This is a genomic window from Verrucomicrobium sp. BvORR106 (assembly GCF_000739655.1).
Taxonomy (GTDB): Bacteria; Verrucomicrobiota; Verrucomicrobiia; order Verrucomicrobiales; family Verrucomicrobiaceae; genus Verrucomicrobium.
On sequence record NZ_BATR01000112.1, the window covers coordinates 1 to 25,450 of the forward strand.

The following is a 25,450-nucleotide window of genomic DNA, read 5'->3' on the forward strand; positions in this document are numbered from 1 at the left end:
GGCCGCTCCGGGGAAATGGTCTCGTGCCCTGCTCATTGTTTTCCTGGGATTCTCCTGGCTGCTTCAGGTGTTCCTCCTGGTGGCTGAGTTCAACTTCTTTGCGGAGTTCAACTCCCGGTTCAACACGGTGGCGATCGACTACCTGATCTATCCGCATGAGGTCTTCGCGAACATGTACCAGTCCTTTCCACTCGGGTGGATTCTCGGGGGTGTCACGGCAGGGGGCTCCGTGATCACCTGGCTGCTGCTGAAGGTGGCCGGCCCAACGCGCCGGCCGACCCGGAGTGTTGGCCAGGCTCCGCGTCGTACGGGTTCGGCGCTGAGCTGGGTGCTGCCGGTGGTGCTGCTGACGGCGACACTGCCACTCGTCCCCTGGCAGCAGAGTCATGACCGGGTGATGAACGAGCTGGGCAACAACGGCCTGGTCGCAGGGGTGACGGCGGCGGTGACCCGAAACCTGGACTACACGGCCTTCTACCCCCACATGGATCGTGAGGCGGCTTACCGCCGGGTCAAGGCGCTGCTGGCCACGCCAGACTCCACCTACGTGGAACCACATGATGTGTACAATCTACGGCGGCAGGTGCATGGCCGTCCCGGTGCCAAGCCTCTGAATGTGTGTCTGCTCATGGAGGAGAGCCTGGGCAGCGAGTTCTGGGGCAGTCTGGGGCGCACCAAGAAGGACGGCACTCCGCACACGCTAACGCCCCACCTGGACCGACTGGCCGACGACGAAGGCTGGCTCTTTGACAATCTCTGGGCCGATGGCAACCGGACCATCCGCGGGTTCGAGGGTATTCTGGCGAGCTTTCCGCCCCTGCCCGGGGACAGCATTGTGGCCCGTGACCGTACGGAGAACGTGGAGACTCTGGGCCGGGTGATGACCCGCCAGGGGTACGAGACGCTCTTCATGTATGCTGGTCGCAGCCTGTTCGACGGAATGGGTCCCTTTGCCATCAAGAACGGATGGAAGCGCTTCCTGCATCAGGGCAACTTTGAAAAGCCGGTTTTCACGAATGCCTGGGGCGTTAGCAACGAGGACCTCTATGCCCGCGCCATTCTGGAGATGCGGTCACTGCACCAGACGGGCAAGCCGTTTCTCCTGACGATGTTGTCGGTCTCGAATCACGTGCCATTCACCTATCCTTCCACCGGGCCGTCGCCTCTGGACGCTCTGCACCCTGAAGCTGAGAGACCTGCCCCGGACTATGCACAGGGGAGAATTTCCCAGAACCCTGATGAGCATCGGCGGGAGTTTGCCGTGCGTTATGTGGACTGGTGTCTGGGCCGTTTCTTCCAGGAGGTGAAGAAGGAGCCGTTCTGGCAGGACACAATCTTCGTCGTGGTGGCAGATCACGGCGCGCGCGTGTATGGCAGCCAGGCGGTGCCGATCAAGAGCTATGAGATCCCCATGCTCATCCTCGGCCCGGCGGTGGTCAAGCAACCTGAACGTCACTCCATGCTGGCCTGCCAGCTGGATGTGGCGCCGACGCTGCTGGGGCTCACGGGGCAGCCCTATGAATCTCTCTTCTTTGGCAGGGATCTGCTGAACACGCCGGAAGTGCCCTTTGCCAAGGTGCTCATGCACCACAACCGGGAGGTCGCTTCCTACCGGAACGAGCAAATGGTGGTGTTCGGGCTCAACCAGAGCATGGAGTTCTTTGGCGGGAACCCCAAGAGCGGCAAGATGGCGCCCCTGCCTGGGATGAGTGCGGCCAGTGCTCCGATGGTGGAGGATGCGACGGCGCTCTTTCAAGTGGCGGATGATCTCTACATGAACCGACGCTACCGGATCGACGGTGTTGAGCCGTCAACGGGGCGTGCAGAGGCTGACAAGAATCGCGTGGCCAGAGTGAAAGAGAGCCGGTGAGTGAGGGGAGGCAACGCAGGGTTTTGACCTCGCACTACTCCTTGGGAATCTGCGTCCAGGCGTGTTCCTTCCGCTCCAGGGTGAAGTGAAATTTCTCGCCTTCAAACTCGGTAACCAAATCTAGGATGAGCTTCTTTTCTGATTGCTCGATGATGCGGGCAGTGATGCGTTGCTGCCCTCCATCACCAGGCACATAGATCTGTTTTTTCTCGGGATCGAACTGGATGTATCCTTTGATAAGAAACTCCACACGCTGAAGGTAAGTGAGCTCGAAGAGTTGCTGCGGGAGGGCGAGGTAGATTTCTCCCAGACTGGTGAATTCGTAACTGGTCGTCGCAAGGAAATTGTCGGGCAGCGTTTCCGCCGCGGACACCATCGGGGCAGTTGTCAGGAAGAGCGCAAGGAGCAGAGGGGAACGTCTCATGGGGGCGGCTGATGGGGTTGTTTAACTTAAAGACGCCAGGTTCAGATCCATTCCTTGGCATTATTTGGCACGGACCACCGGGGTGCTCGGTGGAGGGCTCTTGGCGGTGATCGTGATCTTAAGTGCGTTGCTCTTCAGATCGAGCCCGGGCACCATTTCGTAAAGCTTCTGGATGGCTGGCGAAATCTTGGGCTCTGCCAACATCTGCTCGTCGCCGAAGTAGTACTGCACACCTTTCCTGGACGTCTGGTAGTAGAATCGAATGAGGTAAGTGCCTGGAGGGAGCTGGGGGAGCAGTTGAGATTGCCACGAGCCGAAGAAGCCTGATTCGTAGGGATTGAATTCCTTGCCGGAAGGCACGGTGACAAAGTCCTCGATTCGAAGCTCGTTCATGTTGCCACATCGTGACTCGGGAGAAATCTTCAGAGGCTTGCCTTGAGAATCCATGAGCTCAAAGCCGCACTTCGGGTACCGCATCCCGTAACTGGATCCATCCAGGCTGCCTACCAGCACCACGTCTCTGCCGAGATGATTGCCGATGCGGACCTTCACCTTGGGGTGCTCCCCATGGCGAACCACGGTGTTTTCCGCAGAAATCGAACAGGTGAACCACGACTCGGCGGCCGAAACGGTCGCTCCGACTGCCACGAGCATGCACAGGACGAGCGGTTTCATCATCGTGATGGCAGTTCTTAAAGGTTGGATGGGTCCTACAGCCGGAAACCAGTCAGCGTTGCGCTGGGCGGTTCGTCTGAATGGCGGCAACAGTGTCTTCGATCTTTGCCGCCATGCGCTGCATCTTCCGGTTGCCCAGGAGGAGGGTGGTCAACGACAGGAGGGCGAGAGGCAGCCAGACCATGAGCACCCACTTTCCCCAGGTGAATTGCGTGGCGATGATGGTGCACAGGATGGCACCAATGCTCGTGCGGATGAGCCAGCGCATCAGCTTGGCGCGAAGATAGTTCCTGGTGCTCAGGAGAACGGCTTCCTTCTGGGCCAACAGTTCCGCAGTGATGTCAGAAGGATCGGAGTTTGGGGCGGTCATACTCGCGATGTTTTTTTGCTATTGTCTTACAAGGCGAGTGCGGGTCAATATCAATCGGATTGCGCTGTGGGAATCAAAGTGGGGCGCTGCGGTTTTTTTTGTTCGTGACAGCTTCAAATTCATCCTTCGAGCCGTATCATGTCTGTGGAATTCAAGGACTACTACGCAACCCTCGGGGTGGCCCGGGACGCCAAGGAAGAGGACATCAAAAAGGCCTTCCGCAAGCTGGCCCGGAAGCACCATCCTGACGTGGCCGAGGACAAGAAGGCGGCGGAGGAGAAGTTCAAGGAGATCAACGAAGCCTATGAGGTGCTCGGCGATCAGGTGAAGCGCCAGAAGTATGACACGCTGGGAGCTGGATGGCGGGAAGCCGATCAGCAGCAGGGCCAGACTCCTCCGCAATGGGGCGGGGGACGGCGCTACTCCGCTGCTGGTGGGCAGGGGCATGCGCAGGAGTTCCATTTCGACGGCACCGGCTTCAGTGACTTCTTTGAGCAGTACTTTGGGGGCGGTGGTCAGGGAGGGCGGTTTCACGGTTTTGGTGATGAGGAAGGGTTTGCCGAAGAGATGCACCGCCAGGCCAACCGACCCCGTCGTGGTCATGACGTAGAGGGTGATATTTTGGTCACGCTGGATGAAGTGTTGCACGGAACAGAGCGTCCGCTTTCCCTAGCCACTACTGATCCCCGGACCGGAAAGCGGGATACGAAGTCCTTCACCGTGCGCATCCCACCTGGAGCCCCGGAGGGCAAGCGGATCCGCGTGGCGGGCCACGGGGGAGAGGGCGCGGGCGGCGGTGAGGCAGGGGACCTCTACCTGAAGGTGCGCTATGCGGCACATCCGGATTTTCGCACCCGGGGAGGGGATCTGTACTACGATCTCGATTTGGCACCTTGGGAGGCGGTGCTGGGCACGGAGGTGGTCGTGCGCGGTCTTCAGGGCGGCATCAAGGTGCGCATCCCGGCTGGCACCGGCCAGGACGGGCAGCTCCGCCTGAAGGGGCAGGGATTGCCTCAAGGAAAGTCTGGCGTGCGTGGCGATCTCTATGTGGTCGCTCACATTCAGGTGCCCACTGACCTGAGCGAGCAAGAGCTCGCACTCTGGCAGAAACTGGCGTCCGAGTCCCACTTCAACCCCCGTCCCTGAGCAAGCCATGAATCCGACTGAACCTGCTGATTCTGAAGTCCAAACGGTGCACTCACTGGAAGTGGTGGTGGAGCTGACCCACACCTCTCGCCATCTCGTGGCCGTGTATTGCCGACATGGCTTCATTTCTCCCCTGAGTGAGGAGGTGCATGGAGGCTGGACCTTTGACGATGAGGCGGTGAGAAAACTTCGCCGCATGGAGTCCATGCGTGCCGCGTTTGGCATCAATCTGGCGGGACTGCATCTGGTTGAGGAGCTTCAGCAGGAACTGGAGATGCTGCGGGAGGAGGTGCGCTTCCTGCGGGGGCGGGTGCGCTGATCCCGACTGCCCGGTCGCATCATCTGGGCAGCCGCCTTGCGCGTAACGTGATTGATGCTAGTTGAGAAAATGCCCCGTTCCGCTCCGATCTATTTCGACTCCCACATGCATACCACCCTGTGCAAGCACGCGTGGGGAGAGCCTGAGGAGTACGCCCGCCATGCGGTGGAGCAGGGGCTTAAGGGCATCATCATCACCTGCCACAGTCCGATGCCCCGGGGCTTCTGGCCCGGCGTCCGGATGGCAGACGCGCAGTTCGACGAATACGTCGCGCTCGTGGAGAAATGTCGCCAGCAGTTCGCGGGTCAGCTGGAGGTTCGCCTGGGATTGGAAAGTGACTACTTCCCCGGTTTCGAAGACTGGGCGGAGACGCTGCACCAGCGGGCGAAGTTTCACTACATCCTGGGCTCCGTGCACTGGCAGGGTCCAGAGTACCGATCCCGGTTCGAGCAGAAGGGCCCGGACGCCTTCCGCCGCAGCTACTTCGACAACCTCGCGGCTTCCGCCGAGACCGGCCTCTTTGACAGTCTGGCTCACCCGGATCTCATCAAGAACTACCACTCCGCTGACTGGAAGTTCGAAGACTGGGAGGGCGAGGCCGTGAAGGCGCTGGATCGCATCGCCAAAACGGGTGTCGCCATGGAGCTGAATACTTCAGGCGTGCACAAGAGCTATTCTGAAATGAACCCCAGCCTCCCCATGCTCAAGCTCATGCAGGAGCGGGGCATTCCGGTGGTGCTGGGATCCGACTCCCACAAACCCTCCCGCGTGGCGGAGAGCTTCGTTAACGCCCTGCGCACCGTGCAGGACGCAGGCTATGACCGTGTCAGCATCTTCCAGAACCGCAAACGGGAGGAACTGCTCATCGCCGACATCCTGCCCACGCTGGGGAAAGGCGCCGAGACGATGGAGGCGGTGGGAGTTCTTTGAAATAAACCACAGAGGCGCAGAGAGCACAGAGACTGAAACTGAGGTTTAGACAGAATTCACAAAATTAGGGTTCAGCTTTTGCGCATCGCATTTCCCCAGTCCCATTCTGTTAATTCCGTCTAAAAAGTCATTCCTCTGTGTTCTCTGTGCCTCTGTGGTTAATCCATCATGACCATCCTACCCCTGACTCCCTCTCCACCGATAAACGTGGTATCCAAACATCTCCTCCGTTCCGGGAAGGTGGGTTAGCATCTCGAACTCCCCAGACTGCTTCACGCGCTGGAACATTTCCGGGTGGCGCGGGCCGGTGACGGACTCGCCGCAGAGGTAGATGTAGAGCGGCAGGGAGCGGGCCTGGGCGTCTTTTACGATCGCTTCCAGCTCTGCGGGAGTCTTCAGTACTCGCACCTCGTGATCGTAGCTTTCCGCCTGTCGGTCGCTCACTCCGAAAGTGCCCGTCAGCGCGTTGGGTGCCTGGGCGCGGATGAACTCCACGGTCTCGCGAATCGGCTGCCGGTCATGCTCCCGGATCTTCGCGGTAGTATCCCACGTGGTCCAGGCAAAGGCACCCACGAGGAGGGCTAGCAGGCTAGCTTCCAGCCGGGGCTGGCGTCGCGCCAGAAACTGAACTCCCAGCGGCAGCACCAGCACCATGGGGATCAGGGTGTAGATCAGGTACCACACCCACATGGGTTGGTGTTTCAAGGCGGTGTGAGTATAGGCTAGTGCACTTGCCACCGTGATGGCCGTAATTCCAAGATAGCGCGATGCGGGTCGGCGGCAGGCACCGATGAAACCTAGAAGGGCCAGCAGCGGCAGGATGCCGAGTATGAAGATCTTAAAGGGCCAGCCAGCGTGCGTGATCACCAACTCCCAACTGGTGCCGGTGTGGAGATCGGGGAGGGGATTGGTGTGCCCCCAGCCGATGGCCCATCCCGAGAGCAGATCTCTCACCCAAGGCCAACCCATGTCGAGACGGGGAGAGTTGGGATCGTTCAGGTAGAGCAACAACTGAGGCACGCTGGGTGCCATCCACCAGATCACCGGGATAGCGCCCAGAAGGTTGAAACCCACCAGCCGCAGCAGTTCCCGATGCCGTCCGGAGAGCCAAAACTCCGTGACCAAAAAGAGATTCACCGCCGCCGCCACATACAGTGAGCCTGCGAAGCACAGGAGGTAACCTGCCTCTGCGAAGGCAAAGACCAGCCACCAGCGCAGCCTGCCATCCCGTGATGCCAGCAGGGCTGCCACCAGATTCAGCGCCATGAAGGCCATCATGGTGGAGTAGCCCTTGGACTCTGCCGAATAGCGGATGTGCCACGGAGAGATGGCCAGCAGGGCCGCGGCGGCCAGACCCACGGCGGGGCCACCCATCTGAAAGCCCAGCCAGCCTACCAAGATGATGGTCACCAGGGACGAGAGGAATGAGGGCATGCGGAGCGCAGCCTCATTGAACGCATCGGCGGGCGCTCCGGTGACAGCCCGCCAGACGTTCATGGAAACGCGGGAGGCTGCGGCCGTGAAGACGTGGTTGTTTCCATGTCCGTTGTCGAAGAGGGTCTTCTCCCAAGACGCAGGCTTAAAGATGGTGAGGCCATCCTTGTGCACCCACTCGCCGTGGGAATAGACCCGCAAGGAATACTCCTCGTCATTCCAGAGGCTGTGGTGCAACCGCGGAGCCCGTTCCCACGCACCCACGAGGGTGATGGCCAGCATCGCCGCCCAGAACCATGCCGGCGCGCCGGCGTTCTTGGAATGCTGAAGCCCCACCTGCTTGGGCAGCCAGTTGCGGTGCGTCACCAGCAGCAGCGCCGCTCCGACGGCGCTGACGATGCTGGCCCACCAGAGGCCAATGACCCGGAACTCTGGCACGTCCAGTTCCCGCCCTTTTGCCAGCCGCTTTTGCACCATCTTGCCCCACGGTGTTTCCGCTTCGAGCGTGTACACCACACTGCCCACCAGCAGGGCGGCCAGCACCAGCAGCAGCACGGCCCCCGACCGCCCATATTGTGTGGTGAGGCGCTGCCATTGCTGGCGCATCCAAGTGAAGGGGGCGGACAAACTCATGTGGTAAAGAAGGACGTTTGACGGTCGGGCGGTTGTCCCTATGATGCCGCAGGCGCGTGATGCGCAACGTGTTTCCGCATTCAAAACTGCAAACCCCAGAAAGATCCCGATTCAACATGAGTGACGCGTACGAGTGGGCCGCCCGATTTGGCGAGATGTTCGTGAGCTGCTGCGACGAATACGAAGAGGGCAACACCGACTACGATGCGTGGTTTGACGAGGAGGACCTCGCAAATCTGAAGGCCATCGGCTGCAAGCCCCGTGAGTTCTTTGACTTCGTGGAAGATTGCTGCGCGGCGGAGGGGCTGGAGCCCACGCCGGAATCCGCGTTGTTGATCACTGCCGTCCGTCGCGACTACTTCCTGATCGAGCAGAAGGGCCAGACCAGTACCCATGTGGTGCCGCCCTCAGAACTCCCGGCCAAGACGGCCGAGTTGGACGGGATCCCCTGGCTGCCTCGCATCATCGCCAAGGCGGAGGCCAAGCTCCGTGGCGAGATGGATCCGGACACCATGTTCTTCTGCGGGGGCGACCGGGCGTTCCTGAGCCGTCATCACCTGCATCCCGCGGATTTCCTGCGCGTGGTCTGGGCGGCCAAAGGCGACACCGCCCGCATTTTGGATTTCGTTAAAACCGGCAAGTTTTCCTGAAGACGGGAAGGCAAGGCGGGGCTAAAGCCTCGTTGCCTTTTCCCGGCTCCTTCGTACAATCGCTCTCACCCTATTGCTCCCTTCCTCCCTTGCCTGCTGACTTCATTTCCTCCCTCCCCGTCGTTGAAATCGGCCAGGGCGTTCGCTTTGACGGCGTGCGCCCCGTTTTTATCCTTGGGCCCTGTGTGATTGAAAGTGAGGCCTTTGTCTGGGACATGGCCCGGAAGCTCAAGGTCGTCGCCGACGGCCTGGGCATCCAGTGGATCTTCAAGGCCAGCTATGACAAGGCCAACCGCAGTGCGGGCAGCAGCTACCGCGGACTGGGACTTGAGGCGGGTTGTGGCATCCTGGGAGCGATTGGCAAGGAGCTCGGCGTGCCGGTGACCACGGATGTGCACAGTCCGGAAGAAGCGACGAAGGCGGCCGAATGGATCGATTTCCTGCAGATCCCGGCCTTCCTGAGCCGTCAGACCGACCTGATCCTCGCAGCAGGGTGCACTGGGCGTGCGGTGAACGTCAAGAAGGGGCAGTTCATGGCTCCATGGGATGTAAAAAACGTGGCCGACAAGCTCTTGAGCGTTGGCTGTGAAAATTTTACATTTACTGAACGCGGAACCACCTTTGGGTATCAGAACCTCGTCGCGGATATGAGGTCGCTTTACTGGATGAGAGAACTTGGCTACAGAGTGGTGATGGATGCCACCCACTCCGTTCAGCGACCCGGTGGACTGGGCACTGCTACTGGCGGTGATGGCAAGCTGGCACCTGTGCTGGCCCGTGCCGCGGTGGCTGCGGGCTGTGATGGGGTTTTCCTTGAAACCCACATCAATCCCGCCGAAGCTCTTTCGGATGGGCCCAACCAGATTCCCCTGGCGGATCTCCCGGCGTTGCTTCAACAACTGTTGCGAATCCATGAAATTGCCCGCGAATAAAGGCCCCCGCGCTTCCTGGCACCTTTCCTTGCTGCCCCGCGTGGCATGGCAGTTGCTCCTTCTGGCCACCATGCCGGTGCTTGCCCAAGCCCAGAAGGGCGGGGAGAAGTCTCTGACTGGCGCTCCCGATGGAGCGACAGGCGTGGCTGCCGTGACGAGTTCACAGGGCCTGGGGCCGTTTGGCCGCATGCTTCCGGTGGGGCAGCGCAACCTGGATGTGAAGATCCCTTCGTTCCGTGATGGCCGGCCCAACTCGCTCATGCGCGCTGGCAGCATGACCCGGCTGGATGAGGATAACATGGCCATCGAGAAAATGGACATCCGGATGTTTGGCCCTACCAAGGACCGTGATGTGCGGGTGCAGCTGAAGACTGCCACCTACCACATGCCCAGTGCCACGCTGAGCAGCGAGCAGCGCAGCCGCATCAGCCGTGAGGACTTTCAGATGGAAGGGGACAGCATGGTCTTCGATACCAAGAGCCAGCAGGGCAAGATGACCGGGAACGTCCGCATGGTCATCTTCGACACTGAAAACTTCACCAACGGGGATGCGCTGAACGGCGCGGCACCCGCACCGAACGGCCAGCCCATGGAGATGAACCTGGATGAGGATGCGACTGACGGAGCCGCCGCCGAACCAGCTCCAAAAGCATCCACCCTGGACATCAATGCCAAGGCGGTGGAGCGACCCTCCACGCCTCAACCAGCCGGGGGCACTCCAGCAACGCCTCCTGCCAAGAGCTCGGCCGCGCCTGCCGTCCCCAAGGCTGAACCTGCGCCTGCCAAATAATGAGGCGACGTCCGCCCGCTACGCCCAGCCTCCTGCCCCCTCATGTCTTTTCTTTCTCCACGCGAATGCCCCCCCTCCGCATGCCTCCCATGAAAACACTTTGGACGATGATCGGCCTCGCCGCCCTTTCACAAGGGTTGTTGGCCCAGACCAACCGGACGCCCGGCTCCGCCTCCCAGAGCCGGGACGAGGCTGCCAAGGCACTGGCTGAGGCCAACCGGGTGCTGGAGCGGGCCCGTGCCAGTGGCCAGACCGAACTCCAGCGCCGGGCCCGCGAGCAGGCTTCCGACAATGGACGCATGGAAAAGCTCATGGCGGAGGCCAAGTCCAATGTTGCCCCCTCGAACCAAGCGGCGGAAAAGGCCAGAGCCTCCCAGTCGGATGCGCGCTTGAGCCAGGCGATCTCCACCATCTCACCTGAAGGCAAGGCGCTTCTGGCGCAAAATGAGGCCCCCATCCCGACGCTGCGGGTGCCGGAGCCAGCGCAGCCGCGTGCTGTGACCACCAAGCCTTCCGTGCTGGCTGCCGATGGTCCAGGACCCAAGCCGCAACCGCTTAAAGCGACTCCTCTAACCCCGGTGGCCAAGAAGGCTCCGGAACAGACCACGATCACCGCCACGGGGCCGGATTCAGCCAGCTTCTTTGATGGCAGCCAGTCCATGGGCGTGTTCACAGGCGATGTAGAAGTGACACACCCGCAGTTCCATCTGACCTGCGACACGCTTGAGGTCTACATGCTGAAGGAGAATGACAAAAAGGAGGTGAAGCCGGCCGCTAGCGGGGCCACGGCAGGGCAGTTGGCCAAGGAAGGCGCTGCGGGCAAGTCTGGCTCCATCAGTGAGTCCACTGAAAACAGCAACATCAAGCAAGCGATTGCCAAAGGGCGCAAGGTCGTCATCAACAAGCTGAGCGAGACTGGGGAGATGCAAATCGGCACCTGCCGCCACGCGACCTATGTGGGCTCCACGGGTGACATGATCATGCGCGACTATCCGCAGGTGCAAAAAGGCACCAACCTGATTCTGGCGACCGATCCTTCTACGATCATCACCATCCTCAACAACGGACAGCTCAAGGTAAACGGTCCTGCGACCACCAAGATCATCCAGCAAGAGGAGAAGAAGAAACCGGCTGCCGCCGCTGCGGTCCCCGGCGTCATCACACCCACTCTCAGCAAGCCCCAAGGAGCACCACAGTGAGGAAAAAAGGGAAGACAAAGCTTCCAGAGCCCAGAAACTCTGGCCAGCAGGCCATCGACGAACTCGACCTCGGGGAGGGCGACGAAACCTCAGAACCAGAAGAGGACTTTTTCGCCCGTCAGCAGGAGAATTTTGACACCTCTGCAAACGGTGAAGTTCTCCTCTTTACTCGCGGTCTGAAAAAGGTCTATGATGGCCGCACTGTGGTAAATGGCGTGGATATTGAAGTCCGTCGCGGCGAGATTGTGGGCCTTCTTGGTCCCAACGGCGCGGGCAAAACCACCTCATTCTACATGATCGTGGGCCTCGTCCAGCCCAACGACGGCAAGGTCTTCTTCGAAGGCCTGGACACCACCAATGAGCCCATGTTCAAGCGGGCGCGTCTCGGGATGGGTTACCTGCCGCAGGAAGAGTCGATTTTCCGCAAGCTTTCGGTGAGGGAAAACATCCTCGCCGTCATGGAGACGCAAAATTATACGCCCGAGGAACGGGAAATGCAGTGCCAGCAACTCATGGAGAAGTTCGGCATTGACCACGTGGCGGACAACCTGGCGCTCACCCTCTCCGGTGGTGAGAAGCGCCGGCTAACCATTGCCCGGTCTCTTGTGACCGAGCCCAAACTCATCATGCTCGACGAACCGTTCTCAGGGGTTGACCCTCTGGCGGTGGAGGATATTCAGAAAATCATCCTCATGCTCAAAAGCGTCGGGCTGGCCATTCTCATTACGGATCACAACGTCCGTGAAACCCTCGGGATCGTGGATCGCGCCTACCTCATTCATGAGGGACGTGTGTTGCTTCACGGCACCCGGGACGAGATCGTCAACAATCCCCTGGCAAGGGAGCGATACCTTGGCGAAAACTTCAGTATGTAAACTACCACCCATTAAGTGGATGGTGAAAACCACAAGGAGGAACAACCATGCAAGTGCATAACGTAAACCTGCCAATCACCGTAACGGGCCGCCACGTCAGTGTGACTGAGTCCATGCGTGACTATGCCCAGAAGAAGATCGAGAACCTCCACCTCGACTACCCGCGAATCATCGACGCCAAGGTGATTCTCGACGTCGAGAAGAAAGAGCGACAAAAGGCTGAAATCATTCTTCACTGCGCCAACCACATCACTATCGAAGTGGACAGCGTCAGCAGCGACATCTACGCCAGCATCGATGAGAGTATCTCCAAGCTGGCGCGCCGGATGCGCAAATACAAGACCCGTCTTCTCAAGACCCATCACCGCCCGCGCAACGGATCCATCAAGCACCTGGCGGAGCACGTTTTCCACGAAGTAGATCTTCACAAGACCGAGGACGATCACATCGAGCCGGTCATCATCCATCGCGAGAACTTCCGCATGAAGCCTCTCTTTCCGGATGAGGCCATCATGGATCTGGAGCTCAGTGAGCGACCGTTCGTGGTCTTCCAGAACGCGAACAGCAACCGTCTGGCCATTCTCTTCCGCCGCAAGGACGGGGAGTACGGCATGATCGAACCTGACGCCACCAGCCAGGCGGCATAGGCCGCCCTTGTGGCAACCAGATCAAGCAATCGAACGGCGGCCTGCGGGCCGCCGTTCTTGTGTTTGGGAGCTGAGTGAGATTTCGAGGTTGGGTATCAGTTGTTTCTAAAATCCGGCGGTGTACGGGATGAATGCGGAAACTCTCACGGAAATGAAAAAACGGAATCCAATGACGCTGGGCCTGTGCCTTTGCCTTATCACGGTCTTCAATAGTGGGCTGGCTGCCGGCCAGTCGACAGGGGATCTTCAGGCAAAGGTGAAAGAGTTTGCAGCGGGCTCGGAACCCACGCTGACCCTTCCGCCTGGTCGATATGTCCTGCCCAAGGAGGGCCTTGTCCTGCGTAAGCTGAAGGGCCGTACCATCATCGCCAGAGGGGTGACGCTGGTGGGCACGGACCTTGATGCCACGGCGCTGCAGTTTCAAGAGTGCGTCGACGTCGCGGTGGACGGCCTGACGCTGGACTATGATCCGCTGCCGTTCACCCAAGGGCGACTGATCGCGGTGGATCGCACCGGAAGAACGGCGGACTTTCAAGTGAGCGCCGGGTATCCTGAGCTCGAACCTGTCTATCTGGAGGGGAAGAACGTGCACCTGTTCGAGAAAGACTCGCTCCGGTGGAAGAATGGGGCTCCGGACTACTACCCCATGAAGATCGAAAGGCTGGCTCCGGACAAGGGCCGGTTGGTCTTTAGCGAGCATGTGGCGGGACTGGATCAGCTCGCCGTGGGCGACCGCGTGGTGCTCAACGTCCGGAAGAAGCCTGGGGTCTTGGTAGGAAGCGGTTGTGCAAGGGTTCGATTCATCAACACCACGATTCACTCTGCACCGGGCATTGGCATCCTGGTCCGTTTTGCGGAGGATGCCGGAATCTATGAGAATGTCAGGGTGGGTCCCGGTCCACGACCTGAGGGAGCCGGGGAGGATCGCCTCTTCTCCACCTCGGCGGATGCATTCAACGCCGCCTATGCGCGTAAAGGCCCGGTGCTCAGGGGGTGTGACTTCTCCTTCATGGGCGACGATGCCGTGAACTTGCACGGCGTGATGCTGCCGGTGGTCAAGTGGCTGGATGACCGTTCCTTCGTCTCCATGCGAGCGCACAAGAGCGAGAGGTTTGATCTTCTGATCCGGCCGGGTGACGAGGTCCGTTTCCTGAAACCGCCGACCTATGCGATGGCAGCGGCTGGCAGGGTTGAAGCAATCTCATTGTGGGACAAGCCCGACGCGGGCGTGCTGGCCGACATCAAGAAGATCTGGCCGACTTCCAAAGGAGAGGGGGAGGGCGTCTTTTACGTCATCAAGCTGAAGGAACGGGTGGCAGGCGTGGACCCCGGGGACTTCTGCGACATTCCCGCCACCAGTGCGCCTGGGTTTGAGATTCGGGACAGCGCCTTTCACGATCACCGTGCGCGCGGACTACGGCTGATGAGCAATGATGGCTTGGTTGAGAATTGCCGGTTTGAACGTCTCAAGGGAGTGGCCATCAGCATCGGTCCTGAGTATGCCTTCTGGCGCGAAGCGGGATGGTGCAGCGATCTTGTGATTCGTGGAAATCACATCACGGATGTGGGGTTGGGGACCAATCTCCGGCAGGCGGACAACTACACTACCGGAGCCATCACCATCATGGGCAGGAGGGATCCTTCGAAGGAGGACAAATCTCATTTTCAGGGGAACGCCCGCATCCTTGTCGCTGGCAACGTGATTGAAGGTTGCTCCGTCAATGGCATCTCTGTCAGTGCCGCCAGAGAAGTGGAGATCACTGGCAACACGATCCGGAAGGTGAACCTGCTGGACAGTCCGAAGATGGCTGCCGACTACGGCTTGGGGGAGCAAAAGCCAATCTCTGTGCCCCATGGTGGAGCGGTGTTGCGGGACAATATGATTGATCAGTAGGCGTGGTGAGGCGGTGCCGGGCCATCCTCATTGAGTGGGCAAGATTGCCGGACGGCGGCGCCCGGCTTGCAATCTGGCGACGTGTCCCCCCCGGCCTACCTTCTCACTTCATTGAACTCATGCTGGTAGAGGAGTGCCACCGGCACCAGCGCAACCGCTTGGGAGAGGGTGTCCGTGATGCCTGAAAGGCTCTGAGTGTGGATGACGGCGGGGATCATGAGGACCCCCACCAGCAGGGCCGCGCCAAACCAGAACACACAGGTGCGAGAGATGGGATTGCCCGCGGTGCTGGGTTCATGACCCTCATGCAACATCTGGAAAAACATCCTGGCCGCCAAGGCCACGATGATGATGTGGGCGATATCAATCTCCCACTGCAATCCGATGGCGCTGCCGGCGAAATTGTACAGTCCGTGAGCTGCGCTGACACCCAAGAACGCGAGCAGGAAATTGGTGGCATGATGAAACCGGCTGCGCACCAAAACGTACAGATGGTATCCCAGAATGCCAGTGAGGGAGAAGTGAAGGACGTTGGCTGTGAGGAGTCGCACTGTGGCCACCTGGGAGTCATGATCGGTGAAGTAGGCGATGTTCTCATTCAGCGCGAAGCCGAGGCCGACGCAGCCCGCGGTCAGGGCTGCCTGCCGGCCCGAGCGGGCTTTCAGCAAGATTGGCAGGAAGAGCGCAAAGAGCAGAATCTTGCACGCTTCTTCCGGCATGCCGACGTAGAGCACCCAGTGGACCATCTGCTTGGTTGGGTTGTCGGCGGCGCTGGGCATGGGAGCGTACTCCATGGAAATCTGCAGCCAGTGCAGAACCATGACACTGGCGACACCGGCCAGCAGGGGGGGCAGATACCTCACCCAACGATGGGGATCAAGCCGACCGGAGTGGACCAGGATGAGATACCAGATGGCTGCCGCAAAGAGGGCGAGGGAGACGGCGGAGAACTCTGACCAACGTGCCAGCTCCAGCGCCACCGTGGCCCTGAAGGCCAGCTTCCGGTCATCCAGCTGGTTGGCGAGCTCCCGGAGCTGGGCGGCATGGGCTTCCGCCACGACCATGGGGTTCGAGGCAAGTTCACGCAGTACCTCCTGATCCTGCTCCTGAAGGGCCAGTTGCAGAGCCATACGACGGCAGTGTTGCGCATCCACGTACAGTGACTCCTGCAAATAGAAGGGGATGGCTTTGGCCGGCTGCAAAGCAAAGAAGTAGAAGTCCCCCAAAAACTCGCCGGCGTGCCGGACGGCTGGGCGCTGACCTGCGGCATGGATCAGCATTTCACGTTCTGTCTGCATGTCCATGTCCGGCGAGGCGAACAGGCAGCGCACATAGGCGCTGAAGAGGGGGTAGGCATCTGCGGAGGATGCGTGCTTCCGTACCACAGGCTCCAGATTGAACTCTCCCAGCTTCAGCGCTGCGGGGTCGAAAGCCGGGCGATGTCGTGGTTCTGTCTCGGCGAGGATGGCGGCGGTTTGACGAACCCAAGTGGTGAAGCGGTCCGGCTGGGGCTCTGCAACGATCTCCAGACGGCGGAATTCCTCGGTCATCTGCGCATCTTCCTCCGCTGCCGTGGCTTTGACTGGTCGGGCGGTGGAAGTCCTTACGAGGTGAACGCAGCTGGCGAGAAAGACGAATACCCCAAGGATGACGAAGACCCCCTTGATGAGGAACCAGCGGTCACGAGTAAGATGGAACGCGCGGGCACGCCAGGGGCGGGATGATGAGGGAGGGGGCGCCATGCTGCTACCAAAGCCTGAGCCGGGCGGAAGTCATCCGGCCTTTTTTAAAAAGCCGGTCATCCTTTTGATTTAGTTTCACCATCGGGCGGGCCCAAGGGGCTCGGTTCGAGGCATCACCTGATCCTGGAGTGCTCCGGCCCTACAGTCAGGACTCAGTACCACTCGCCCAGGATGAAGTCTGAAATGCGACGGATGTCCCGGATGGCCACGGCCTGATTTCCCGCGCCTTCCTCCTCAGAGAAATCGAGGCGCTGGGCGATGCGTCCGCCTTTCCACACGCGGGCCTTGGCATTGTACGGCCCTACTTGGCGTGGATTGCTCCAGGTGTGGATGGCCAAGGTCCGCTCCTGAAGAGCGGCGGCCATGTGCATGGGGCCGCTGTCCACACTCACGCACGCGTGGGAGTGACGCAGCAGCCAGATGAGCTCCTCCAGCGTGGTCCGATTGAGCAGGGATGTGACGTGGTTGCCGTGAATTTGGGGCGGGTTGGCGTACTTGCCAGCCAGCACCACCGGGTGAGGTGCCAGGCAATCGCACAAGGCCTGAATGGCCTCTGTGGTGAGGGACTTGCCATCACCACGGGAATACGGGTGCAGCACGAGGAAGGTGCCTTCCTTGGGGGCATTCGCCGGCGCGGTGCCCACGGGCAGGGTGAAAGTAATCTCCTCGGCCGGGGTAGGGATCCCCAGGGCGTTCACCAGCGTGAGGTAGCGGTCCACGGCATGAGCCTTGGAATCCACTTCTACGACGTGCTTGTAGAAGAAGGTGGCTCCCTCACGAGCATCTGACAGACCCACGATCGGCTTCACGCCGCGGACCTGGCAGATGAGCGCGCTGCGCAGCAGGCCTTGAAAATCGAGGGCGATCTCCGGCTGCTCACGGGTGCTGGTGTGCAAACTCCGGGCCCAGCTGAAGAGCTTGGGGAAGGTGCTGATCCGGCCAAACTGGCTGCGAGGGAATGGGATGACTTCCGAGATGTCCGGATTGCCTTCCAGCAGGGGCATCCATTCAGGATTGCACACCCAGCGGATGAGGAGCTCAGGGTGGGTTTTTTTGAGGAAGCGTGCCGCCGGCAGGGTGTGCACGATGTCTCCCAGCGAACTGGGTTTGACCAAGAAGACTGACTTGTACTGCGCCAGATCCGGCAACGGCTCAACCATCATCTTCCGAGGGCAAGGCGTTCCGCCAGTATGGGGGGCAGTCCGGCGTCGCAGATCTTCTGCTGCGCCGTGCGCAAGTCGTACTCCAGCCGGCGGATGTTGACCGTCTGCTTCTCGACATCGTACACGGCGTAAGAGGACCGCCAGTCGCCGTCGCGAGGCTGGCCCACAGAACCCACATTGATAAAGTACTTCACGCCGCGGCGCAGGGTCGCATCCGTCTCCCGCAGGCAGCGGACGGTGTCATCCTTCTCATACACCCTGGGTGCGTGAGTGTGCCCGTAGAAGCAGAGCTGCGTGAACTGGTAGCTGAAGCTGGCCATCGCATCGAAGCGATTGGTCACATAGGCCCAGCTGCCGGGGGAATCGAGAGTGGCGTGGACGATGGTGAAGTCCCGCACCTGGCGCACCAGCTTCAGATCCCGCAACCATTGCTTCTGGTCAGGGGTGAGTTTCTGTCGGGTCCACAGCAGTGCGCTTTCCGCGAGCGGATTGAGCTCGTCGAGCGTGCGGTCCTGAGTGGCTTCTTCGTCGTGGTTGCCTTTGACTACCGGGCAATTGAGCGCCTTGACGTACTCCAGGCATTCGCTCGGATTGGCGTTGTAGCCGACAATGTCCCCGACACAAACATAATGGGTGCACTCCTGCTCCTGAGCGTCACCCATGACGGTCATCAGGGCTTCCCAGTTGGCATGAATGTCTCCGAAGATGGCGTAACGCATGGAAGATGGCGAAGTCTAAACGTGGCGCGGACCGGGTTCAGGTCAAGCATTCGTAGCAGTCTGTGGAGGAAAAATGCTCTCCAGAGGGACTATTTACGGTGAGGGGGCGGGGTAGGGGGCAGAGGGTGGCCCACTCGCTGGGCGGCCGGGATGTTGAGTTTGCGTTCCAGAATGTCAAGATCTCTGAGCACAGAGGGGTAGCGGAAGCCCTTGTCATAGTGTCGTTTCAGTATTTCGTACGCCTGCTGCATGTCGCGGGGCTCCCCCAGTTTTACCAGCTCATAGGCGCCCATGCGCTCATAGAACGGCTTGGCACCGTTCTTCGCGGCCAGCAGAAAGGCTTCCGCCGCGGGCCGGGGATCCTTCAAACGGTCGCGGTAGATCTCTGCTTCCCGCACGAGCAGCTTGGGGTTGTTCGGATTGTACACCAGACCCTCCTGCACGATGGTGAGTCCGCGCAGGACGTACTCGCGGAATTCCTTGTTCCGGATGGCTGCCCGCAGGTCCTCGCGTTGCTGGGTGCTGGTGGCGGCATTGTACGCCATGTGCCAGGCGGCCTCATCCCAGTACATGGCCTCCCGCGGCTGCATGCGGGTGGTCAGGGTCATGAGGCTGTCCACCCGGCCCCAGTCACGATCCTCAAAGGCGACGTAGGCGCGCAGGTAGGTGATGCTGGCCACCAGCGAGCGAAGGCCGCCCAAGGCGGCGGCGAATGCCATCTGGCTCACGGACTCCCGCAAGCTCAGGGCCAGGGGGGCATCCCGCAGCTGTGCGGCTTTCAGCGAATCCGCGACCCGGTCTTCCAGCGGCACCTTGACCACCCCCAGAGCGACCAGCAGGAGCACTCCCAGTATCTTGTTTTTCATGGCAGCGAGGGGACGGATTAAAGTTCCTTCTCCACAAAAAAGAGGTAGGCCACGCTTGTGTACCCGACGATGTAAAGCAGGGCGATGCCGGACACCTCGGTGAGCACTCCGAGAGGAATGACCTCTCCGCGGATGGCGGGCTCTGCCAGGTCAAAAAGCGTGAGGTCGGGGCAGAAGACTGCGATGGCTCCGCTCAGGGACTTCTGCCAGAAGCCGGACATCTTGTCCAGGAACCACTCCCGCAGCAGCGACTGGCCGTGGCCTGCGATGACAAACGCGATGCCGACCAGGATGGTGAAGAGGGTGGAGCTGGCAAAGCAGGAGATGAGCAGCGAAACCGCCGCCACGACCGAGGCCTGGAGGAAGATGGCCCACACGGCACTGTGCAGGCTGTAAGTCAGGCCGAAGCGCGAGTTGAGATCCTTGATGAAGGCGATGTTCTCCGGAGTGGCGGCCTGCTCCTTCTCCAGCGCGGCAATCTGGCTGGAGATGATGAGGGATTGCTTCAGGTATAGCATGAGGCTGAAGACCAGATCCATCAGCAGCAAACCACCGCCGAGCAGCAGCATCACGCCCAGCAGCTTGCCAATGAGGTACTCGTACCGGGGGACGGGTTTGCTCAGCGTGGTGTAGAGCGTTCGGTCCTCCAGATCGCGGGGGAGCAGCAGCCCGGTGGCCGCAATGGCGATGATGATGAAGAAGATCTTGAGCGCGCCGAAGGTCCAGTCCTTGAGCAGCTTCAACTGCTGTTCAGGGCTCACCGCGGGGAAGGCAAAGGCGGCGATCACGATCACCATGCTGATGATCCCCATGAAGACGAGGATGCGCATCCGGATCAACTGCGTGACGGTATGCGTGGCCATGGTCCAGATGCGGCCTGGCGAAAAGGAGGAGTAAGCAGAGCGGGAGGGAGCGGAGCTCATGAGAGACTGGGGGGCAAAATCATTCGCCATCACCCGTCTGGGTGGTGGACTGGAGGAAAAGTTTTTCGAGGGTGGTGCGCGGCTTGCCCTCGGATATCAACTGGCTCTTGCCTCCGGATTCCTGCACCAGGGCGTGAATCCTGGCGAGCAGCTCTGGGGAAGCGTCCTGCAGGATGAGCTCCGTCTGATTCTCCACGGAGATGAGATCCTCCAGCTTGCCCTCACTGACCATGCGCCCGTTGGACATGATGCCGACGCGGTCGCACACTTCTTGCATCTGCTCGAGCAGGTGAGAGGTGACCACTATGGTGATGCCTCTTTCCTTGAGCTCCAGGATGAGATCCCGGATGCGGCGGGAGCCCACCGGGTCCACACCGGCGGTGGGTTCATCCAGAATCAGGAGCCGGGGCTCATGGATGAGCGCCTGGGCCAGGCCCACGCGCTGGAGCATGCCTTTGGAGTAACCGCCGATCCGACGTTCGGCGGCGTGAGTGAGTCCGGTGAGCTCCAGCATGGCTTCGGTGCGGCCCTTTAGTTCGGAGCCGCGCAGGCCGCAGAGTTTGCCGTAGAAGTTGAGCGTCTCCCGGCCGCTGAGGTGCTTGTAGAAGTAGGGGTTCTCCGGGAGAAAGCCCACGTCTTGACGGCTGGCCACTTCCTCACTGTCCCGGCCAAAGATGGTGGCTCTGCCCTGGGTGGCCTTGAGCAGGCCCAGCATCACCTTCATGGTGGTGGACTTCCCGCAGCCGTTGGGGCCGATGAGCCCGTACACCTCTCCGGCACCGACCGTGAAGCTGAGCTGCCTGACCGCCAGGAGCGGCTTCTTGGTGAAGCCCGATTTGAACACCTTGGTGAGGTTTTCAACCGTCACGGCAGGCGGGGGGGCGGTGGAGGGAGAGGGGGTGTCCATGGCCAGGTGTTCAGGAAACAATGGTAAAGCCTCTGACACCGGTCAGAGGGGCAATGTTGTTCATTTCCACTTCCTTGATGTTGCCGCCCAGCGAGCTGTTCTGAATGTCCTCAAGGAAGGCGTCGAGTTCCTCCTCATCATAGGAGGTAGCCTGCAGTTCCACCCGCCCGTCAGGCAGGTTCTTCACCCAGCCGGTGACCTCGAAACCGGAGGCGATGCGCTTGACGGCGTAACGGAATCCAACGCCCTGGACTCTGCCAGAGTAAAATACTTGCTTTGAGGTCATGGGTGCGATTGAGAAAAGAGGCGACGCTATTTCATGCCACGTTCCCGTTGGGAAGGCAACATGAGAGCCAGCGATCGAGCGGAAGGGAAGGGAGGCTATTTGCCCGAGCTTGACGGAGCCACGAGCGTCTTCTCCGCCGCCCTGGCAAATGCCTCGGTGGCGGCATCGATCAACAGCACGCCCTGGCCATTGTGAGTGCGCTTCATGATCACGAAGCGTTCGGGACCGTCGAGCTGGAAGACGTCCTTGGCCGCCTTGGTGGAGGGCGTAGCTCCCTTGTACCGACTGAGGAGCCCGGTGCGCATGGCGGAGAAAAAGGCGTCCGCGCCATTGCTATCCTTCCACAGGGTCTGCCAGACGGCATGGTCACGCTTGGCCCCTTCTCCGGCGGAGTAGGTGAGCCACATGTCATTGGCCCAGCCGGGCGCGGTGCTGGCGGCTATGGGTTCCGCCACATGTTGCTTGAGCAGGAGCACCATGCCCAGAGGGCCCATGGTATCCTCCCAAACGGGGGCGGCACCGGCGATCTTTGTCTCAGGAAGACGCAGAGCCAAGGGGCGGAAGGGCTCTTCCGCCAGGTAGAGCTGCGGATCCAGAATCTCGGCGGACGCGGTGGGGAGGCGGTCGTAGGTGGCATCGACCTGCTCCCACCCGCCGATGCTGTGCATGGCCTGCATGAAATCGAGCCCCATGCCAAAGGGCAGCAACTCCAGCTCGCGCAGGAAATTGGGGATGGGGACGGCCCGGGAGGGATCATCTGGATCTTCGCCCACGCCACCGCCGCCGCCCTTGTCCGGGTGACGGAGGGCGTGGAGGAAGCGGGTCAAGGTGGCATCGCCTGCCAGCAGCGACTCCCGGGCCAGGCGCTGGTCCAGAGTGAGCGGCTTGGCCTCTGGCGGGAAGACGGCTTTGCCAAAGTGCTTGAACAGGTATCCGTAGGCCAGCGCCAGGGCGTTCTCCCGCTCACTGGCATGTTCGGCGATCAGGAGCGTCTGACTCTCCTGGTCAAACCAACCCCCGATCTGGTGGGAGAGGAAGGCGGCTTTCAAGGCGATGGCATCGATAGGCTCTGGCACCGCGCCCACGGCAGCGAGCGCTCTGCCAAACTGCTTGCCATAGGAGGGAGGAAACTGCTTGGTCAGCCAGGCCGCGATCCGGCTCTCCACTTCTGCCCGGTCCACAGTCAGGGTGGGCAGGGGGATGTCCTGGATCTCGCGAGTTTTCACCAGTTCGATCCCGATACCGACGAAGTCAGGCGCTTCCCCGCTGGAGGTGGCCTTCATGTCCGGGCTGCAAGGGGGCGTCAGTGTGGGGTTGCTCCCCGTGAGTGAGGCCAGCTTGTCCAGAAGGGTGGAGTTCTCCTTGCGCAGGATGTCCACCTGCTCCTGAAGGTAGGTTACTTGCGACTGCAGGGTTTTGACCTCCTGGGCCGAGCCTGCGGCACCTTCCGCTGCAGGTGCTTCCATGTCCACGGAAGGGTCTAGGCCGGGGAGGCGGGGCGGGGGTATGGTGCCGAGTGCTCCACCCGGATCCGCCGCCGGGGTGGAGGGGGGAGTCTGGCCTGGGGAGGGGGAGGATGAGGGGGCTGGAGGGGAAGGTGGAGAGGGCTTCTGCGTCTGCTGTATCAGCAGGCCAGCACCCACACCCGACGCCACCAGCACAGAAAGAAGAATCAAAGGCCGGGCCATGGGAAATCGTAGAGCAGTTGGGGGGATTGTCGATTGAGGAATCTCGCGCACCCTGAGACACTTTCAGAGGAAGGTTGTTGGACAATCAATCCTGTTTTTCGGGCGGAATTTGTCGATTCCGCGGAATGGTGCTTGAAGGGAGGGACGGGGTGGCCACCATGCACCCGTTTCACCTCCCATGGGCACACGCTGGCGCATCCATCATCAGAATCATGACTTCAGTACCCGTGGCTGGGTCATGGGGGGTGCTCAATGTCACGCCCGATTCCTTTTCAGATGGGGGCAAGTTCTTTGGCACTGCCCTGGCGGTGGAACGGGGGCTGGAGATGGCGGAGGACGGGGCGGATGTGCTGGACATCGGTGGGGAGTCCACCCGGCCTGGGGCCGACCCGGTGAGCGTGGCAGATGAAATCAAGCGGGTGGTGCCGGTCATCAGCGAAATCCGCGGCCGCACCCGGGTGCTGATCTCGGTGGATACGATGAAGCCTGAGGTCGCCCGGGAAGCCCTGGCCGCGGGGGCTGATATCGTCAATGACGTGAATGCCCTGCGTGAGCCTGGCATGCTGGAGGCAGTGGCTGAAACCTCCGCCGGAGTCATCGTCATGCACATGAAGGGCACGCCACGGACCATGCAGGTGCAGCCCACCTATGTAGATGTGGTGCGGGAGGTGCGGGAGTTCTTTCTGGAGCGGCTGGATGCTCTGGCTCAGGCGGGCATCGATCCCCTGCGGGTGGCTCTGGATCCGGGATTCGGCTTTGGAAAAACGCTGGCCCATAATGTTGCCCTGCTGAATGCGCTTGAGGATCTGCGCGTGGAGGACCGTCCCTTCGTTTTGGGCGTTTCCCGCAAGTCACTGCTGGGGGCCCTGGTGGGGGATCTGAGCCTGGACCGCCGTGCGTGGCCCACGGTCGCTCTCTCCTCATGGATGCGGGAGTCGGGTGGCGAGATCGTCCGCGTGCACGATGTGAAGCCGAACGCCCAGGCCATGCGTATGACAGAAGCCATCATGGGGCCTGCGCGGCCTGCATGATGGGGCGGGTTTCTCCATCTATGCGGCACTTTTCCTGCTTCTGGGTGAATCATTCGCAAGTTGACGCCCCCTCTAATCCCAACTATAGCCTAACTCCCGTCGTAACCAAGATGACGGTCTGACTCAAACTACTACCTCCCCTAGCAACATGATCAAAATCGGCATCAATGGTTTCGGGCGCATCGGGCGTCTCGTTTTTCGCGCTATCTGCGACCAGGGCCTCCTCGGTAAGGAAATCGACGTCGTCGCGGTGAACGACCTCGTGCCGGCTGACAACCTCGCCTACCTCGTGAAGTATGATTCCACGCAGGGCAAGGCCAAGGAGGAAGTGTACAGCAAGAAGTCCAGCCCTGATGTTGCTGAAGACGACGTGCTCGTGGTGGACGGTCACGAGATCAAGTGCCTTGCCGTGAGAGAAGGTCCTGCCGCCCTTCCTTGGGGTGAGCTCGGCGTGGACATCGTCATCGAGTCCACCGGCCTCTTCACCGAAGCTGAGAAGGCCGCTGGCCACCTTAAGGCTGGTGCCAAGAAGGTCATCATCTCCGCTCCCGCCAAGAACGAAGACATCACCGTGGTGATGGGCGTGAACCACGAGAAGTATGTGGCCGAGTCCCACAACATCATCTCCAACGCGAGCTGCACGACGAACTGTCTGGCTCCTGTGGTGCACGTGCTCCTCAAGGAAGGTTTCGGCATTGAAGAAGGCCTCATGACCACCGTCCACAGCTACACCGCCACGCAGAAGACCGTGGACGGCCCGAGCAAGAAGGACTGGAAGGGTGGCCGCAGCGCTGCGATCAACATCATCCCCAGCACCACCGGTGCTGCCAAGGCCGTGGGTCTCGCCATCCCGGAAGTGAAGGGCAAGCTCACCGGCATGTCCTTCCGCGTTCCTACCCCGACCGTCTCCGTGGTGGACCTCACCGTGAAGACCGTGAAGGAAACCAGCTACAAGGAAATCTGCGCGGCCATGAAAAACGCCAGCGAGACCTACCTCAAGGGCATCCTCGGCTACACCGAAGACGAAGTGGTCAGCTCCGACTTCATCCACGACAGCCGCAGCTCCATCTTCGACGCTGGCAGCGGTCTCGAGCTCAACAGCCGCTTCTTCAAGCTTGTGTCCTGGTACGACAACGAGTGGGGCTACAGCAACCGCTGCGTTGACCTCGTGAAGTACATCGCTGGCAAGTAAGCCGCGATGTCGCCATTGGGTGACTCGAGTTAGTTAATCATCAAAGGCCGGCGGAGGAAACTTCGTCGGCTTTTTTTGTGTCTGGGGGAGTGTGTGAGGTTTGGTTTTTTGTTGGCGACTGGAGACTGATGAGCCAGTTTTTGGG

Annotated in this window: 25 protein-coding genes; 13 read left to right on the forward strand and 12 right to left on the reverse strand. The window is 60.6% G+C overall.

The window, feature by feature from the left end; genetic code table 11:
* The coding region (locus tag BV106_RS19555) for an LTA synthase family protein (RefSeq protein WP_038167403.1) at positions 1 to 1,870 on the forward strand (1,870 nt) is incomplete at its 5' end.
* 34 nt (positions 1,871 to 1,904) lie between these two features.
* Here the strand turns inward: BV106_RS19555 and BV106_RS19560 are convergent.
* From BV106_RS19560 to BV106_RS19570, 3 genes are read right to left on the reverse strand one after another with little or no spacing between them, the layout of a single operon-like run.
* Positions 1,905 to 2,294 (reverse strand): hypothetical protein, encoded by a 390-nt coding sequence (locus BV106_RS19560; RefSeq protein ID WP_265595859.1) that lies wholly within the window; start codon positions 2,292 to 2,294, stop codon positions 1,905 to 1,907.
* A 60-nt stretch (positions 2,295 to 2,354) separates the two neighbouring features.
* Entirely contained in the window at positions 2,355 to 2,972 is a 618-nt protein-coding gene (locus BV106_RS19565) for a hypothetical protein (protein WP_038167408.1), read from the reverse strand.
* 49 nt (positions 2,973 to 3,021) lie between these two features.
* Positions 3,022 to 3,339 carry a hypothetical protein gene (locus BV106_RS19570; protein WP_038167409.1) on the reverse strand — a complete coding sequence of 106 codons (318 nt, stop codon included), beginning with the start codon at positions 3,337 to 3,339 and terminating at the stop codon, positions 3,022 to 3,024.
* A gap of 138 nt (positions 3,340 to 3,477) precedes the next feature.
* Here BV106_RS19570 and BV106_RS19575 point away from each other — a divergent pair, with 138 nt between their 5' ends.
* The 3 genes from BV106_RS19575 (at position 3,478) to BV106_RS19585 (ending at position 5,734) form a co-directional block, all read left to right on the forward strand.
* Entirely contained in the window at positions 3,478 to 4,485 is a 1,008-nt protein-coding gene (locus BV106_RS19575; RefSeq protein ID WP_038167410.1) for a J domain-containing protein, read from the forward strand.
* A gap of 7 nt (positions 4,486 to 4,492) precedes the next feature.
* Positions 4,493 to 4,804, forward strand: coding sequence for a chaperone modulator CbpM (locus tag BV106_RS19580; RefSeq protein ID WP_038167412.1), 312 nt, complete (start codon positions 4,493 to 4,495; stop codon positions 4,802 to 4,804).
* A gap of 69 nt (positions 4,805 to 4,873) precedes the next feature.
* Positions 4,874 to 5,734: a histidinol-phosphatase gene (locus BV106_RS19585; protein ID WP_038167413.1), complete on the forward strand. Its 861-nt coding sequence runs from the start codon at positions 4,874 to 4,876 to the stop codon at positions 5,732 to 5,734.
* Between the two features lie 177 nt (positions 5,735 to 5,911).
* On the opposite strand, the gene BV106_RS19590 is transcribed toward BV106_RS19585, so the two are convergent.
* Positions 5,912 to 7,801 (reverse strand): glycosyltransferase family 39 protein, encoded by a 1,890-nt coding sequence (locus tag BV106_RS19590; protein ID WP_081891965.1) that lies wholly within the window; start codon positions 7,799 to 7,801, stop codon positions 5,912 to 5,914.
* A gap of 116 nt (positions 7,802 to 7,917) precedes the next feature.
* Here BV106_RS19590 and BV106_RS19595 point away from each other — a divergent pair, with 116 nt between their 5' ends.
* The 7 genes from BV106_RS19595 (at position 7,918) to BV106_RS19625 (ending at position 14,788) form a co-directional block, all read left to right on the forward strand.
* Positions 7,918 to 8,451 (forward strand): hypothetical protein, encoded by a 534-nt coding sequence (locus BV106_RS19595; RefSeq protein WP_038167416.1) that lies wholly within the window; start codon positions 7,918 to 7,920, stop codon positions 8,449 to 8,451.
* Positions 8,452 to 8,540: 89 nt separating this feature from the next.
* On the forward strand, positions 8,541 to 9,383 hold the full coding sequence (gene kdsA, locus BV106_RS19600; protein WP_081891967.1) for a 3-deoxy-8-phosphooctulonate synthase: 843 nt from the start codon (positions 8,541 to 8,543) through the stop codon (positions 9,381 to 9,383).
* The gene (locus BV106_RS19605) at positions 9,364 to 10,173 is read left to right on the forward strand and encodes a hypothetical protein (RefSeq protein ID WP_038167418.1); all 810 of its coding nucleotides are present in this window, start codon (positions 9,364 to 9,366) and stop codon (positions 10,171 to 10,173) included. Before kdsA ends, BV106_RS19605 begins: the two co-directional genes overlap by 20 nt.
* Positions 10,174 to 10,262: 89 nt before the next feature.
* On the forward strand, positions 10,263 to 11,372 hold the full coding sequence (locus BV106_RS19610; RefSeq protein WP_265595860.1) for an LptA/OstA family protein: 1,110 nt from the start codon (positions 10,263 to 10,265) through the stop codon (positions 11,370 to 11,372).
* A complete protein-coding gene (gene lptB / locus BV106_RS19615) occupies positions 11,369 to 12,247 on the forward strand; it encodes an LPS export ABC transporter ATP-binding protein (RefSeq protein ID WP_081891969.1) in 879 nt (292 codons plus the stop codon). The genes BV106_RS19610 and lptB overlap by 4 nt, the downstream gene beginning before the upstream one ends.
* Positions 12,248 to 12,294: 47 nt before the next feature.
* The gene (gene raiA / locus BV106_RS19620) at positions 12,295 to 12,894 is read left to right on the forward strand and encodes a ribosome-associated translation inhibitor RaiA (RefSeq protein WP_038167423.1); all 600 of its coding nucleotides are present in this window, start codon (positions 12,295 to 12,297) and stop codon (positions 12,892 to 12,894) included.
* 127 nt (positions 12,895 to 13,021) lie between these two features.
* Positions 13,022 to 14,788, forward strand: a complete 1,767-nt coding sequence (locus tag BV106_RS19625; protein ID WP_038167424.1) for a right-handed parallel beta-helix repeat-containing protein — start codon at positions 13,022 to 13,024, stop codon at positions 14,786 to 14,788.
* Positions 14,789 to 14,883: 95 nt separating this feature from the next.
* Here BV106_RS19625 and BV106_RS19630 read toward each other — a convergent pair whose 3' ends face one another.
* The 8 genes from BV106_RS19630 to BV106_RS19665 form a co-directional block, all read right to left on the reverse strand.
* Positions 14,884 to 16,530, reverse strand: coding sequence for a PrsW family glutamic-type intramembrane protease (locus BV106_RS19630; RefSeq protein WP_038167425.1), 1,647 nt, complete (start codon positions 16,528 to 16,530; stop codon positions 14,884 to 14,886).
* 152 nt (positions 16,531 to 16,682) lie between these two features.
* Positions 16,683 to 17,693 carry a glycosyltransferase family 9 protein gene (locus BV106_RS19635; protein WP_081891971.1) on the reverse strand — a complete coding sequence of 337 codons (1,011 nt, stop codon included), beginning with the start codon at positions 17,691 to 17,693 and terminating at the stop codon, positions 16,683 to 16,685.
* A complete protein-coding gene (locus BV106_RS19640; protein WP_038167429.1) occupies positions 17,690 to 18,412 on the reverse strand; it encodes a metallophosphoesterase family protein in 723 nt (240 codons plus the stop codon). Before BV106_RS19640 ends, BV106_RS19635 begins: the two co-directional genes overlap by 4 nt.
* Positions 18,413 to 18,501: 89 nt before the next feature.
* A complete protein-coding gene (locus BV106_RS19645) occupies positions 18,502 to 19,278 on the reverse strand; it encodes a hypothetical protein (protein ID WP_038167430.1) in 777 nt (258 codons plus the stop codon).
* Between the two features lie 17 nt (positions 19,279 to 19,295).
* A complete protein-coding gene (locus BV106_RS19650) occupies positions 19,296 to 20,201 on the reverse strand; it encodes a hypothetical protein (protein WP_265595861.1) in 906 nt (301 codons plus the stop codon).
* Positions 20,202 to 20,220: 19 nt separating this feature from the next.
* Positions 20,221 to 21,108 carry an ABC transporter ATP-binding protein gene (locus BV106_RS19655; protein ID WP_038167434.1) on the reverse strand — a complete coding sequence of 296 codons (888 nt, stop codon included), beginning with the start codon at positions 21,106 to 21,108 and terminating at the stop codon, positions 20,221 to 20,223.
* Between the two features lie 10 nt (positions 21,109 to 21,118).
* Entirely contained in the window at positions 21,119 to 21,394 is a 276-nt protein-coding gene (locus BV106_RS19660; protein ID WP_038167435.1) for an acylphosphatase, read from the reverse strand.
* 95 nt (positions 21,395 to 21,489) lie between these two features.
* On the reverse strand, positions 21,490 to 23,082 hold the full coding sequence (locus BV106_RS19665) for a hypothetical protein (protein ID WP_038167436.1): 1,593 nt from the start codon (positions 23,080 to 23,082) through the stop codon (positions 21,490 to 21,492).
* Between the two features lie 212 nt (positions 23,083 to 23,294).
* Here BV106_RS19665 and folP point away from each other — a divergent pair, with 212 nt between their 5' ends.
* Both folP and gap read left to right on the forward strand, forming a co-directional pair.
* Positions 23,295 to 24,113 (forward strand): dihydropteroate synthase, encoded by an 819-nt coding sequence (gene folP / locus BV106_RS19670; RefSeq protein ID WP_038167655.1) that lies wholly within the window; start codon positions 23,295 to 23,297, stop codon positions 24,111 to 24,113.
* A gap of 148 nt (positions 24,114 to 24,261) precedes the next feature.
* Positions 24,262 to 25,305, forward strand: a complete 1,044-nt coding sequence (gene gap, locus BV106_RS19675) for a type I glyceraldehyde-3-phosphate dehydrogenase (RefSeq protein ID WP_038167438.1) — start codon at positions 24,262 to 24,264, stop codon at positions 25,303 to 25,305.
* Positions 25,306 to 25,450 lie beyond the last annotated feature (145 nt).